Below are 13243 nucleotides of genomic sequence, written 5' to 3'. Positions count from 1 at the left end.
CGTGGCCAAGAGCTTCGGCGGCAAGTACACCGAGTTCGCCCCCGGCACCGCCGGCCCCGTCAAGCTGGCCCTCTACAAGCGCCGCGCCCTGGCCAAGGACCTCGGCGTCCCCGTCGACGGCACCGGCTCGCACCGCATCGTCCTCGGCGGCACCACCGGCACGTTCACCGACCCGGACGGCTTCGCCTGGGAAGTCGCCGCATAACTGGCCCGGGACATGGACCGGGCCATGTGGCCGTCCGTAGGTCAGGACGCCCAGGAACCGACCAGCCCTACGCGGAGCAGCCGCGATCTGTGTCTCCGGCCGGGCGGGACCCCCGGTGAACCGGCAGGACGAACAGGAGAAAGGCCGAAGACCATGAAGTTCCGCACCCTGGTCGAGCCGCCCGAGCCCATGCGGGGCCTGGAGGTTCCGCCCGAGCTGGTCGAGGCCCTCGGCGGGGGCGCGCGCCCGCCGGTGAGGATCACCGTCAACGGGCATTCCTGGCAGAGCCGCGTCGCCATCCTGCGCGGCCGCCACCTGCTCGGCCTCAGCAACGCCAACCGGCAGGCCGCCGGCATCGCGACAGGCGACGAGGCCGAGGTCGACCTGGAGCTCGACACCGAGCCGCGCGTCGTCGTGGAACCCGTGGACTTCGCCCGAGCACTCGACGACACCCCGGCCGCCCGCGCCGCCTTCGACAACCTCCCAGACAGCCGCAAGCGTGAACACGTGCGCGCCATCGAGAGCGCGAAGAAGCCCGAGACCCGCCGGCGGCGTATCGAAAAGGCCATCGCCACCCTGCGGGACTGAACCCGGAAAAGACTCCAACAGCCATTCCCCAAAATCCACTGTTCCCATGCCAAAACCCGAAAACCGAAAAACCCAAAAACCACGACCTACGGTTCCAGGCCCTTGAGTTCGCGCTGGGACCCGTGACCAAATACTGGCCGGGCGACACGCTGCTCAGCACCGCGCACTCCGTGAAGTTCGCCTTCGCCGTTGACCCATCTGGTGAGCGGCGCTCGCTGCAAGGGCCTCGGCTCGTGCACGACCAGCCGCTCTAGGGACTTGTCCGGCCGATCACGGCTGTGGACAGGCTGGGCCGGGATGGGCATTCGAGTCGCAGGAACCGGACCGGAGCTGGTAGCTGCCCAGCGAGGGTGGCTACCGACAGATGGAAGACTCCCCGGCGTTCGCGCCGGGGAGAAGGTCAACGCTGCTCCCACTGCTCCTTGGTGATCTCGTACCGCACACCCCCGTGCTCGGAACCCTCGATCATCTCCATATCGGGAGGAGTGGGGATGGTGTCCGCGAGCCTCATCGCGAGCTTCTCCATCACGTTGCGCGAACTGAGGTTCACGGCCATCGTCTCAGCCCAGACCATACGCACACCGAGCCCGGTGAACCCCTTGTGCAGCAGAGCCCGCGAGCCTTCGGTGGCATAACCTCTGCCCCAGGACGCCTGCCGCAGCCGGTAGCCGAGTTCGACCTCGTCCTGCGGGCCCTCCGGCTCGGGACGCAGACAGAACCAGCCGATGAACGCCCCACCGTCCCTCTCGTGCGCGGCGAACAGGCCGAGATCGCCGTGCCACTTCTCGTAACCGGCGATGATGTACGGCAGCTGGCGTTCGCGGACGATCTCCGGAGCGGTCGCATCGCCCCCGGACAGGTAGCGCATCACCGCCGGGTCGCTGTCCAGCTCGATGAGAAGGTCCGCGTCGTCGGCAGTGAAACGGCGCAGGGTCAGGCGCTCGGTCGCCAGGTAGGTGTCCACTGAATGGATCATGCCCAAGGCAGGCAGGGCCGTCCAACGGCTTTTCCCGGACACCGTTCCCCGGCTCCTTCCAGCCCGGCCTCGACCCGCGCAAGGTCAAGGACCTCGCCACCCTCTCGTTCGTCGACGGCAAAGCGAACGCCGCCTTGCTCGGGCCGCCCGGGGTTCGGCAAGACGCACATCGCGGTCGCTCTCGCGGTCGGGGCCTGCCGGGCCGGCCACTCGATCTACTTCACCAGCCTCGACGACACGGTCCGCAACCTCAAAGCCGCCGAGACCTCCGGACGGCTGACGAACAGGCTGGCCACCTACCTGCGGCCCGGCGTCCTCGTCGTCGACGCGCGGAAGCGAACCTGGTCTTCGAGGCCATTTCCAAGCGCTACGAGAAGGGCTCGATCATCCTGACCTGAACAAGACCTTCAGCGAATGGGGCCAGGTGTTCGGCGACGAGATCCTCGCCACCACCACCCTCGACAGGCTCCTCCACCACTGCGAAGTGATCTCCATCAACGGCCCCGGTTACCGGCACAAGAACCGCCTCAAGGCCATTGAGCGGGACAACGACGTGGCCTGACGACCCACGTCGATTCCTGCGGCCGAGCACTTGATCAGTCGTTGATCACCCGCTGAAAGATCTCGGAGAACTCGCCGTTCTCGATCAGTCCGGCGATCACGCCGGTCATGCTGTCGATGCCGGGATCCCTGACGATCAGGCCGTCCGAGACCCAGAAGTACCGGCCCCCGAGGGCCTCCTCGGTCCCTGCCCAGAGTTTCATCAGACGCTCGACTTCCGCGACGCTGAACACGGTCGCGGTCCAACGGGATCCATCCTTCAGAGTCACGAAGACATCGACGTTGCAGACCTCGTCCAAGTCCTCGCCGTCGCTGGGCAGGAACGACGCCTGGAAGTCCGCCATGCGGACCCGATACCAGGGCTCGTCCCACCCTCGCTCGATCGGTTCAGACGATGTGCTGTGGCTCATCGCGCGAGTGTCCCCGGTCGGGGCATCGTGCTGCCGCTGCCTGCGGCCAGAGCTGGGAACGTTCGTCCGTACGCCGACGCCTGATCTCGTTCGGCTGCTTGCTCCTCCCCACGGGCCCGGGCGGCAGGCCGGTCCCGCCAGCCGGTGACCGCGTCGAGGGTGAGACCACCGGAGCCGGTGGTGGTCGACGGGCCTGGTTCGCGGCCCGGGATCGCGGTTGTCGACCAGATCATTCCGTTACGGGAAGGCACTCGGTGAGCAGGTCGACGACGTCGTGCCAGGCCCGTTGCGCGTGCCGTGGGTGGTAGCCAACGCCGGGGACCACGAGGTGGTCGACCGGCGGGTGGTGGAAGGCGTGCAAGGCGCCGCCGTAGACCGTGAGGCGCCAGTCGACGCCTGCGGCCTGCATCTCGGCGGTGAACGCGTCCCGTTGCGCGGGCGGCATGATCGGGTCATCCGATCCGACCCCGGCCCACACCGGGCAGCGGATGCGTGCCGCCTCGCCCGGTCGGCCCGTGGTAGTTGCGTTGACTGTCCCGATCGCCCGCAGGTTGACGCCGTCGCGCCCGAGTTCCAGCGCGATGGCGCCCCCGGTGCCGTAGCCGACGGCGGCGATCCGGTCGGGGTCGGTCCGCGGTTCGGCGCGCAGCACGTCGAGCGCCGCGTGGCCGATGGCCCGCATCCGGCCGGGATCAGCGAGCAGCGGCAGGCAACGGGCCAGCATCTCCTCGGGGTCACCCAGATAGCGCCCGCCGTGAAGGTCGAAGGCCAGCGCTACATAGCCCAGCTCGGCAAGAGCATCGGCCCGGCGGCGCTCGACGTCACTGAGCCCCATGCCCTCCGGCCCGAGCAGCACCGCGGGCCGGCGATCGACGCCGGCCGGGAGTGCGAGGTGCCCGATCATCGTCACACCGTCGGCCGGGTACTCGACCGTGCGGGTTGTAATCGTCGTCATGCGACTGGACTGTAGTGATCGTCGAGTCCGGTCGGGCCGCTGTTCTGCCGCTGGCAGAACAGCGCGGGTGTTCCTCTGAAATGCGGCGATGGCTCATGATCCGACACAAACCCCGGTTCCCGCGGCACAATGAGGTGGACCGCCCCTGGCAGGCGTGCCCGGCACGGTCCGCGGGGCCTGCGATGACACGGTCGGCGGTGATGTTCACGGGGGTGGGGGTCTCCTGTCGTGCCTGCTGCTTCCCGGGGAAGCGTTCCGCGAGCCCTCCTACGGGAACTGCTTCTCCTCGCGGCCGATGTCGTCGATCGGGCCGAGGATCGTCCAGCCGGGCCCGAGGGGGCGGGTGGAGCGGAAGCCGTGGGCGGCCGCGTACTCCTCGGCCTCCTCCGCTGTGTCCTCGGGGGCGCGCATGATCGTGTAGCGCGGGGGGTCCTCGTGGTAGAAGCGGTAGAACGTGCGGCCCTCGTCCTTGGACTGGTAGAGGATCACGCTGACGCCCCAGAGGGCGTCGTACACCTTCTGGTCGAGCGGGGGCGTCGTCGTACACGTGTCGGAGGGGCGTCCTGGCTCGCGGACGCAGGTCCGGTACCGGCTCCAGTCGATGCGTTCGGCGCGGGGGTGTTCCGCGATCAGCGTCCGCATCCGGGCGTCGGCCCGGGCGAAGGCGTCCTCGCGGCGGTCGTACTCCTGCTGCAGCCGGTTGAAGCGCTGCTCGTCGAAGCCGCTGCCGAAGTGGGCCTCCAGGCCCGCGAGGACGGCGACCCGCCAGGCCAGGTACCCAGCCGTCACGACGAGCAGCGTGACGACCAGGACCCGGCCCGGCAAGCGCCTGTGGGGCATCAGACCGGCGAGGTCAGAACGTGCCGCTGATGGGGATCTCGACGTCCGCCTGCGCGATCGGCGGGGGGTACTTCCCATCGAACCGGTCATAGTGCTGGAGCGTAAACCAGTCGATGAAGCCGTACTGCGTGATCTCGTCGTCCGGATCGAGACCGAAGTGGTCGTAGGAGTGGAAGACGAGCTTGCCGGAGAAGGAGTTGCCCTCGACCTTGTAGTCCTTCAACGCGATCGTGTGGCCGTGGAACTGGTGGATCGCGATGGAGAGGGCGCGCTGGTTGCCGTCCCAGAGCGAGAAGTCGTACACCGGGTACTTCACGTCCTGGCGGAGGAACTCCTGGAAGAGGAAGTTCTTGGTGAGGTCCTCCTGGACCTTGAGCTGATCGGTGCGGCCCTTGTTGTCGATGAGGGACTGCTTGATGATCTGGCCGGCCTTGTCGGTGTACGTCTTCTCCTGCGGTGAGGCTTCGACGGCGCGGGAGAGGGCCGTGCCGGAGCCGCGGTAGAGGTAGCGGCCGGGGTCGAAGCTGTCGTCGACGGTGACCGTGCCCGCGCCCTGGCCGTCGCGGCCGTAGCGGAAGGCGTTGCGGAGGTCGTCGACGGACTGGGCGTTGTCGGCGTCGGCGCCGAGCTTGCCGAAGTTCATGATGTCGTTGAACTCGGCCCACATCCAGGACTCGGGCGTGATGCGGGCGACCCAGAAGTCCCAGCTGAGGTCGGTGAGTTCGTCGAAGTTGTAGTCGTTGAAGGTGAGGTCGTCGGCGACGCGCGGGTCGGCCGGGACGGGCGGGTTCTGGGGGTCGGGGGCCTTGCGGTGGCCCTCGCGGAAGGACGACTGGTGGATCAGCATGTCGGTCGGGGGCGGGTCGCCCGGGTCACCCGGGTCTCCGCCGTCGTCGAGGCCGTCGGAGAGGATGCGCTTGCCAGGGGCCTCGGGGCCTGCCTTGTCGAAGGCGAGGCTGTCCAGGACGACGTACTTGGCGGAGCCGCCGGCGGTGGCCGTGATCGTGCTGCCGCTGCGCTGCTGGCCCGACTCCTTGACGAGGTGGCGGGCCTTCTCGTCGTAACGGTAGAGGGCCGGTGCGGTGCCCTCCGTACGGTCGGGGTCGAGGCGGAAGGCAAGCCTTGCGGCGCCGTCCGCGGGGGCGGAGACCTGGAAGCCGTTGCCGAGGTAGCCCGGAGTGGACTCCGGGAACTCCCGCTGCTCGGCAGGGAGCCCGGTGACCTGGAAGCCGCCGACCTGCTCGGCGCGCAGGCCCTCGAGCGTGGCCTCGGCGGCGGTGGCGCCGCCGTCCGCGCGGCGGGTCACGTCGAAGGCGGAGTTCTTGGCACGGGGGGAGGCGTTGAGCCTCGTCTCCTCGCCGTCCTGGACGCCGTCGCCGTCGGTGTCGGCCTTGGTGGGCTCCGTGCCGAGCTCGAGCTCGCGGGCGTCCGCGAGGCCGTCCTGGTCGGTGTCGGCGCGGGTGGGCGTGGTGCGGAGCTCGAGCTCGCGGGCGGCCGTGAGGCCGTCCTTGTCGGGGTCCTCGGCGCCGTCCTGGACGCCGTCACCGTCGGTGTCGGCCTTGAGCGGGGAGCTGAACCGGTAGCCGAGCTCGGCGAAGTCGGAGAGGCCGTCGCCGTCGGTGTCCTGGGACTTGGGGTCGAGCTTGGCGCGCACCTCCAGGTCGTCGGGGAGGCGGTCGCCGTCGGTGTCCTCCGTCGGCGAGATGCCGTGCTCGGCGAAGGACGCCCAGGTCGGGGTATCGGCCTGGGCGCCGGGCTCGGCGCGGTACCAGACGGTCTCGATCCTGCCCGGCTGGAGGGTGTTCGTGGGGCCGACGCCCTGGAGCGTCGTGCGCGCGTCCTGGGGAGCGGCGAGCTTCGCGGCGGAGGTGTCCGTGATGCGGTCAGAGAGCTCGAAGGTCAGCGACCATTTGGAGACGGGGTGATCTGAGACGTTCTCGAGCTGGAGCCGGGCGATGTACGAGCCCTCCGTCGCTCTGCCGCGGAGGGCGGCCGGGACCTGGCTCCACGCCGCGTCGCCGGGGGCGACCTGGCGGTAGGAGACGTCGACCGTGTTGTCGTGGTAGAGCGTCGCCCCGTCGGTGGCCGCGCCGTCGCCGGGGGTTCCCGCGGCGGCGGGCACGGCCGTGCCGAGGAGAAGGAGTAAGGCCGCGCCGAGGGGCACGGCGGCGCTTCTGTTCATGGGGCCTCCCATGTCCGAAGCCATGTCTGAAGACATGCCTGTTCTCTCGAAGCTGCCGTTGTGTCAAGGCAGTTCGGAATCGAACGGGAAGCTAGCAGACCTGGGGGATGGTTCCCAAGGTGTGTGGAGGCGAAATTGAGGCGTTTGGGAGATGGGTAAGCCCTGTTCCGCATGATTTCCTGCTCTGCCTGGGCACCAGCCTCGCGACCAAGGAGCAGCTCGCGGCCAACGGCGGCTACGTGCTCTTCCCGAGCAATCCGCCCTTCGAGTCCTACAACGTGGTCCTCCGGGGGAGAGGTGTCCCATGGCGAGCACCACGATGAGGAGGAACCCCCCGAAGCCCGGACTGAGGGCCCGCTACTCGCTCGACTTCGTCGGGTCCCTGGACCACGGAGCGATGCCGGACACCGCACACGAGGGACACGCGGGCTACACCATCGAGCGCATACGTGCCGGCGCGAACCGCTGGCTCGCGGCAGCACAACCCGACGTCGTACTGCTCCACATCGGGATCAACGATCTCAATCAGGGTACGGACCCGGGGCAGGCCGCAGACCAGGCATCTGCCCTCGTCGACCAGATCCTCGCGGCCCGGCCCGGAGTCACCATCATCATGGAAGGTCTCATTCCGACGACTCCCGGTTGGAACTATCAGGACCTGTCCCAGCCCGTAGCACAGTACAACCAGCGGCTGAAGCAACTGGAACAGGAGAAGCAGCACGCCGGCAACCGCTTCCGATTCGTCGACGCACCCGCGCTGACGCCGACCACCCGGGCGGACGCCACCCATCCCGCGCAGATGTCCGACGGTCTGCACCCCAACGACGCCGGATACGCCCAACTGGCCCAGGCCTTCTTCACCCCCTCGACGAGGCCTACTCGGCACACTGGTTCACCGGCGGCCCGGCTCAGCCGGACCAGCCACGGCTCAAGAACACGGTGCACTTGCAGCGGATCGCGCCGAACGGGGATCTGTTCAACACCGAGGGTGATTTCGCGGCGGGCAGGTGGAGCGGCTGGAGCAACCAGGGGGCCTCGCAGTTCAAGGAGGTCACCAGTGCGGGCACGGGGTCGGTGAACCGGGTGTTCGCGATCGGCAGTGACAACAAGATCTACGAGAACGACGGCGATTACGCGGCCGGGAAGTGGTCGGGCTGGTTCACACCCGCCATCAACAACTCCACCACCTGCGGCAGTCCAGGGAAAGCCTGCACTGCGGAATCATCGTGGGGCGGCCCCAGCGGGACTGCGGCGGTCAATTCACCCGATTGCCGCTGCCCAAGCTGACCTACTGGGCGTATGCCTGTCCTTCGTTCAGCCAGGCCACAACGACTGCCACTGGAGCGGTCAGAAACTTCCCAATGTCGTTGTCAGGCCGAGGCCATGACTGGTTGTGACGGATGGTAGAGCGATCCGTCACGAATCATGGCCCAGAGGACGTTGGCTCGGCGACGTGCGAGGGAGAGCACGGCTTGCTTGTGGTTCTTGCCCTCGGCGCGCTTGCGGTCGTAGTAGGTGCGCGAGGCCGAGCAGAATCTGATGCTGGCCATGGCGGACATGTAGAAGGCCCTGAGGAGCCCGCGGTGGTAGCGGTGGGGCCGGCGCATGTTGCCGCTGACGCGGCCGGAGTCCCGTGGCACCGGGGCCAGGCCGGCAAAGGTGGCGAGCCGGTCGGCGGTTCCGAAGACGTCGAGGTCGCCGCCGGTCGCGGCGATGAACTCGGCGCCGAGGGTGGGGCCCATGCCGGGCATGCTGCGGATCACGGTCGCGTGCGGGTGGTCGTTGAACCGAGCCTCGATGGGCGTGTCCAGCTCTGCGATCTCCTCGTTCAGCACGAGGGATCCCCTTCGCGAGGCGAGCGAACATCGCCGCAGCCAGCTTCTCGCCGGAAAGGGCAGTCTGTTGGGCCTGGGCGGCTTCGAGGGCTGTCTGGGCGATCGAGGCGGCGCCCCTGACCTTGCGGTTCTTCAGCCAGGCCTCGATGCGTTTGGCCCCCGACCGGCGTATCGCCGCCGGCGTCTGATAACCGGTCAGCAGCAGGATCGGACCCTGGTTCGTCAGGTCCAGCGTGCGCTCCAGGGCCGGGAAGATCTCCAGGAGCTGGGCGCGCAGGCGGTTGATCTGCCGGGTCCGGTCGTTGACAAGATCGGTACGGCGAGTGGTCAGAATCCGCAGGTCAACGGCTATCTCATCGCCTGGCCGCAGGACTCCGAGGTCACGCCGCATGCGGGCCTGGTCCGCGATGACGAAGGCGTCCTTGGCGTCCGTCTTTCCCTGACCGCGGTAGGCCGCCGAGGCACGGTGCACGGCCAGGCCGGTGAGATAGACCATCGGCTGATCATGGTTGATCAGAAGACCGATCAGCAGGGATGCCCCGCCGTGGTTGATGTCCACCGCCCACTACCTGATAGGCGTCGCGGATTCTTCATGGGTCGGCGGCAGGGGCGTTCGCCGGGTGGCGGGGTGTTGAGCTTGGCTGATTTGGAGGAGCGTGGCGGTTATTTGGTGCAGGTTGGTGTCGTTTCTCGGGTAGCTGGCATGGCGTGCGTGTGGGGCTGGGGTCTGTGTGCCCGCTTGGCTACTGTCCTGTCTCACCGATTCCTAATGCTGTCTGTCAACCCGCCTGCGTGCTTCGCGGGCGGTCAGGCGGGCGACGGAATGAGGGTCGTGGAGACGGACCGCTTGCGAAGCCCTTCTGCCAGATGCGCCATTTCCACGGACGTGCCCACCAGGCCCGCTCCACTCAGCTCTGCGGCCGTCAGCCGGGCCTCGTCCAGTGACAGGTGGCGCATCTCGCGCAGGGCGCGCAACACGGGAACGAGATTGGTCTCAGTTGCAAGGCGAAGCCGAGCAGACCCATGCTGGGCCAGCAGTGCCTGCCTGATCTCTTCGGGAGCGGGACCGGCCCCCATCTCGCACCACCCGTCGGCGCAGGCTTGGCACCCTCCTTCGATGCCCCAGCGGAGCTGTCCCCGTTCGATGAACTGCCCGACGTCGCGGACCAGCACGCCACCACAGGTTGGGCACGACGAAATGATCTTCATTCCTTGGGTGGCGGTGATCATTGATGCGTCCCCTCCTACGTCGACCTGCCTGATCCTGCCTCAAGCATTCAAGGCCTGGCGACTGGGTTGGCCGGGATCACAGAGCGGTAGCACAGGCGTCATGCCATGACTGGCTCCGGTGGCATGGCCTCGTAACTCCGTCCGTCGCGGAGGAGGGCCCAGAGGACGTTGACACGTCGGCGAGCGAGGGCGAGGACGGCCTGAGTGTGGCGCTTGCCCTCGGCGCGTTTCCGGTCGTAGAACCGGCGGGATTCCTCGGACCGTCGGATGCTGAACAGCGCGGAGGTGTAGAGCACGCGCTGGAGCCGGCGGTTGTACCGTTGCGGGCGCCGCAGGTTGCCGCTGATCTTGCCGGAGTCGCGCGGGACCGGGGCGACGCCGCCGAAGGCGGCGAGACGGTCGGGGGTGCCGAAGACGGCCATGTCGCCGCCGGTGGCGGCCAGGAACTCGGCGCCGAGGATGATGCCGAGGCCGGGCATGCTGGTGATCACCTCGAAGTGTCGGTGATCGCGAAACCGGGCCTCGATGAGCTTGTCGAGCTCGGCGACCTGCTCGTTCAGGGCTATCACCTCCTTCGCCAGGGTGTGCACCATCTGGGCGGTCAGCTTCTCGCCGGGCAAGCTGGTGTGCTGACGTTCGGCGGCCTCGACCGCGGCCTCGGCGAGCTGATCGGCGCGGAGAACCCTGCGGTTCCGCAGCCAGGTCTCCAGACGCTTGGCACCGAGCCGACGGATGGCCGCGGGAGCCTGGTAGCCGGTCAGCAGGGTCAGCGGGCCCTTGTTGGTGAGGTCCAGGACCCGTTCCAGGCCGGGGAAGATGCCGGTCAGCTGAGCCCGGAGCCGGTTGACGGTGCGGGTGCGGTCGGCGACCAGGTCTATGCGCCGGCCGGTGAGGATCTTGAGGTCGATGACGGCTTCTTCGCCGGCGCGTAAGGGGTTCAGGTCACGGCGGATGCGGACCTGGTCGGCGATGACGGCGGCGTCCTTGGCGTCGGTCTTACCCTCGCCTCGGTAGCTCTCGGAGGCGCGGTGGATGGCCCGTCCGGAGATGTAGTGGACCTGCTGGTCGTGGTTGAGGAGGACCGTGATGGCCAGGGCGGCTCCGCCGTCGGCCAGGTCGATGCCCCAGGTCACCTCGTCGCCCAGGGCCAGGACGTCGGTGAGGAGTTCGAGGAGTTCGGGCTCGTCATTGGCGACGCGCCGGGACAGCAGCCGACGGCCGCTCTCGTCGATCGCAACGCAGTGGTGGTGGGTCTTGCCTGCGTCGATGCCGGCCCAGATCGTGGCCATGGTGCCTCCGTGCGGTGGGGCGTGCTGGGTGCCTCCCGACGGACGACCTCGCTGTCGATTCCCTACGGAGCGATCATCGCAATTCCTAATTGGCAGCCGAGTCGTCGTGGGGCGTCGGGTGGCCAATCGGTGGTTGCCACAAGCGGCAGAACTTTGAAAGCCACGCCCGACGCCCCTGGGTGGGAGAACCATACGAAGGGCTCGCCCTGTCCCGCAGACAACGTAGGGAACCTTGACCGATCTCATCGAACTTTGGCCGACTCCTTCGCGGATCCCGGATCAGCGGAGTACCAGAGGGGCACAAGGGGCAGTGGTCGGGGGCGCGGGCGGTGGCCGATTCGCGCTCTATCCGGTGCGCGCTGCCAGATGATGGGCTGGTCGTTGTGTCAGGGATCATCGCGGCCGCCATCGCCGTCATCGGAACACTGCTGGGTGCTGTCGTCGCACACCGCTACCAAGAGAAGATTGCATTCCGGTCCGCGGCCCGTGTTGACCGCGAGCGAAGCCACCAGCGTCTCCTCGATGCCTGTGCCGACTTCATTGCTTTGGCGGAGGACTATCGGCAGGCACAGTACGGCCGGTGGACAAGCCTGCATGCAGCACCCGACTCCGAGGCGATGCTCGCAACCCGGTCCGAGTCGTACCGGCTCTACGCCGAGGTCCGAAGCAGCGTTCACCGGCTCCGCCTCGTCGCGCGTGGCCCGCAGGCGCAGCAGCTTGCCGAGCAGGCCGCTGAGATACAGGTGAAGACACGAGAGATCTTCTTCGCTGCCGATAAGCCCGACATGCTCGCCCGAGGTGAGGCTGCGGAGCATGCCTGCGAAGCCTTCGCGGTCCACGCCAAAGAGGTGCTTGCCGCAGAAGAGTGATGAACCTGCTCGGTGGTCAATCTTCGCTGAGAACGGCCAAAGTTCGTTGAGACAGGACAGCTACCGAACTCAGTCCAGGTGTGGGTGCCTCGTGCAGATTCCTGAGTTTATCCGGTCTCTGGATTGAATCACCTGGGATCGTGGTCTGATGGTGTGGCGTGATGGATGCTTCGCCTTCTGCCTTCTGCCTTCTGCCTGCCTCCCGCGGCTGTCGGCGGTCTGTGGTGGTGTGGTGGGTCGAGTGGTGCAGGTAGTGGTGCTTGGCTGTTGGGGGTGTGAATGGTGGCTTGGGAAGTGAAGGGGGAGGAGGACCGTGGTGAGTGGGTGTATGAGCCGTTGGTCGGTGTTGGTGGGCTGGAGTTCGGGATGCCGCTGGCTGAAGCAGCTTGGTTGCTGAGTGGCCGGCCCCCGTAGCCGGCCGAGCCTGGCGACTGGGTTGTGGATACCGGGGATTTGTTCCCTGGGCTGGGTGCGACGCTTTACGGGACGGATACGGGCAGGCTCGCGGCGGTGGCTGTGGATGCGTTGAGGGGGCCGCAGGGGAAGGCGGCTGGTATGCCCCTCGTCGGGCGGGTTCCTTCCGTGGTTGAGCAGTGGCTGGGGGAGTACAACGATGTGCATGGTTTCGAGCACAGGTATTCCCCTGATGGGGGTGTGGTATCAGCGGAGCTTGGGGTGTTCGTTCGGGTGCAGAGGGCGGGTGACGTCCTTTTGACCCGTCCGATCTCCCTCGGGAAGGAGCGGACTGGGGACATCTGGGACTGCATGCATCCGAGTGAGTGGAGTAACGACCTCCACCGCGCGTGATCTGATGCCAGCTGGGCCTGCGAAGCGGGCCCAGGGCCTGGAGGGGAAGCCGGAGGGCCGGTAGGGGACGGACTCCTATCGGGCGCGCAGGCTGTGACTCTGACGGGGGGTCAGGTCCGCGGCGGGGGCGGACCGGATTCGAACCGGCGTCATCCCCTCCCGCCGAGAGGGCGCGTCGACCTCTGCGCTACCGTCCCCGCCGCGGCCTGTACAGCCTACGTTGCTGCTGACGGGGCCCGCGTAGCGGGTCCTGGTCCTGGAGGCGAAGCCGGAAGGACTCCACCTGTCCGGAGCGAAGCGCAGGACCCGGACCGAAGGGCCGGCCCTGAGGGCGCGAAGCGCCCTCCCGCTGAGCGAAGCGCCCTCCCGCTGAGCGAAGCGAAGCGGCTCACTGCTCCGGAGCGCAGCGGAGGAGCAGGCGCCGAAGGCGCCCGGCCGAGCGCAGCGGAGGCCGGTCTCTCCTGAGCGCGCAGCGCTCAGGTACCCGCTCCGCGGG

At 67.9% G+C, this 13243-nt stretch carries 11 protein-coding genes, 1 tRNA gene and 3 pseudogenes; 6 read left to right on the top strand and 9 right to left on the bottom strand.

From position 1 onward, the window contains the following. Both ACZ518_RS39065 and ACZ518_RS39060 read left to right on the top strand, forming a co-directional pair. The coding region (locus ACZ518_RS39065; protein ID WP_469117784.1) for a VOC family protein at positions 1-205 on the top strand (205 nt) is incomplete at its 5' end. 153 nt (positions 206-358) lie between these two features. After that, entirely contained in the window at positions 359-793 is a 435-nt protein-coding gene (locus tag ACZ518_RS39060; RefSeq protein ID WP_469117783.1) for a YdeI/OmpD-associated family protein, read from the top strand. A 400-nt stretch (positions 794-1193) separates the two neighbouring features. Here the strand turns inward: ACZ518_RS39060 and ACZ518_RS39055 are convergent, their stop codons facing one another. Then, on the bottom strand, positions 1194-1757 hold the full coding sequence (locus tag ACZ518_RS39055; RefSeq protein ID WP_469117782.1) for a GNAT family N-acetyltransferase: 564 nt from the start codon (positions 1755-1757) through the stop codon (positions 1194-1196). A 65-nt stretch (positions 1758-1822) separates the two neighbouring features. Between ACZ518_RS39055 and ACZ518_RS39050 the strand changes: the two are divergent. Then, positions 1823-2331, top strand: a pseudogene (locus ACZ518_RS39050) (ATP-binding protein); the annotation flags it as partial. Between the two features lie 34 nt (positions 2332-2365). Here the strand turns inward: ACZ518_RS39050 and ACZ518_RS39045 are convergent. The 4 genes from ACZ518_RS39045 to ACZ518_RS39030 all read right to left on the bottom strand — a co-directional run bounded on the left by ACZ518_RS39045 (position 2366) and on the right by ACZ518_RS39030 (position 6717). Next, a complete protein-coding gene (locus tag ACZ518_RS39045) occupies positions 2366-2740 on the bottom strand; it encodes a hypothetical protein (protein WP_469117781.1) in 375 nt (124 codons plus the stop codon). 229 nt (positions 2741-2969) lie between these two features. Beyond that, positions 2970-3695 (bottom strand): dienelactone hydrolase family protein, encoded by a 726-nt coding sequence (locus tag ACZ518_RS39040; RefSeq protein ID WP_469117780.1) that lies wholly within the window; start codon positions 3693-3695, stop codon positions 2970-2972. A gap of 267 nt (positions 3696-3962) precedes the next feature. After that, a complete protein-coding gene (locus tag ACZ518_RS39035) occupies positions 3963-4484 on the bottom strand; it encodes a hypothetical protein (RefSeq protein ID WP_469117779.1) in 522 nt (173 codons plus the stop codon). Between the two features lie 64 nt (positions 4485-4548). Further along, a complete protein-coding gene (locus tag ACZ518_RS39030; RefSeq protein ID WP_469117778.1) occupies positions 4549-6717 on the bottom strand; it encodes a DUF3289 family protein in 2169 nt (722 codons plus the stop codon). Positions 6718-7021: 304 nt separating this feature from the next. Here ACZ518_RS39030 and ACZ518_RS39025 point away from each other — a divergent pair. Further along, positions 7022-7561, top strand: a pseudogene (locus ACZ518_RS39025) (SGNH/GDSL hydrolase family protein); the annotation flags it as partial. Positions 7562-7662: 101 nt separating this feature from the next. Next, on the top strand, positions 7663-8004 hold the full coding sequence (locus ACZ518_RS39020) for a hypothetical protein (protein WP_469117785.1): 342 nt from the start codon (positions 7663-7665) through the stop codon (positions 8002-8004). An 83-nt stretch (positions 8005-8087) separates the two neighbouring features. Here ACZ518_RS39020 and ACZ518_RS39015 read toward each other — a convergent pair. The 3 genes and pseudogenes from ACZ518_RS39015 to ACZ518_RS39005 all read right to left on the bottom strand — a co-directional run. After that, positions 8088-9117 (bottom strand): annotated as a pseudogene (locus ACZ518_RS39015) (IS110 family RNA-guided transposase); the annotation flags it as partial. A 242-nt stretch (positions 9118-9359) separates the two neighbouring features. Next, a complete protein-coding gene (locus ACZ518_RS39010; protein WP_469117777.1) occupies positions 9360-9782 on the bottom strand; it encodes a hypothetical protein in 423 nt (140 codons plus the stop codon). Between the two features lie 98 nt (positions 9783-9880). Next, positions 9881-11071, bottom strand: a complete 1191-nt coding sequence (locus ACZ518_RS39005; protein WP_469117776.1) for an IS110 family RNA-guided transposase — start codon at positions 11069-11071, stop codon at positions 9881-9883. A 329-nt stretch (positions 11072-11400) separates the two neighbouring features. Here ACZ518_RS39005 and ACZ518_RS39000 point away from each other — a divergent pair, with 329 nt between their 5' ends. Further along, positions 11401-11940: a hypothetical protein gene (locus ACZ518_RS39000; protein WP_469117775.1), complete on the top strand. Its 540-nt coding sequence runs from the start codon at positions 11401-11403 to the stop codon at positions 11938-11940. 929 nt (positions 11941-12869) lie between these two features. On the opposite strand, the gene ACZ518_RS38995 is transcribed toward ACZ518_RS39000, so the two are convergent. Beyond that, a tRNA-Ala gene (locus ACZ518_RS38995) sits at positions 12870-12945 on the bottom strand. Positions 12946-13243 lie beyond the last annotated feature (298 nt).

Source organism: Streptomyces sp. NPDC033966 (genome assembly GCF_055575955.1).
The sequence above is the reverse complement of the archived record's forward strand: the minus strand, read 5'-3'. Positions and strand labels throughout refer to the sequence as shown.

What these genes read in the sequence shown, in the direction of transcription:
- ACZ518_RS39005 (WP_469117776.1), bottom strand. Translation starts at nt 11,071, where the DNA reads ATGGCCACGATCTGGGCCGGCATCGACGCAGGCAAGACCCACCACCAC.
- ACZ518_RS39045 (WP_469117781.1), bottom strand. Translation starts at nt 2,740, where the DNA reads ATGAGCCACAGCACATCGTCTGAACCGATCGAGCGAGGGTGGGACGAG.
- ACZ518_RS39010 (WP_469117777.1), bottom strand. Translation starts at nt 9,782, where the DNA reads ATGATCACCGCCACCCAAGGAATGAAGATCATTTCGTCGTGCCCAACC.
- ACZ518_RS39030 (WP_469117778.1), bottom strand. Translation starts at nt 6,717, where the DNA reads ATGAACAGAAGCGCCGCCGTGCCCCTCGGCGCGGCCTTACTCCTTCTC.
- ACZ518_RS39040 (WP_469117780.1), bottom strand. Translation starts at nt 3,695, where the DNA reads ATGACGACGATTACAACCCGCACGGTCGAGTACCCGGCCGACGGTGTG.
- ACZ518_RS39060 (WP_469117783.1), top strand. Translation starts at nt 359, where the DNA reads ATGAAGTTCCGCACCCTGGTCGAGCCGCCCGAGCCCATGCGGGGCCTG.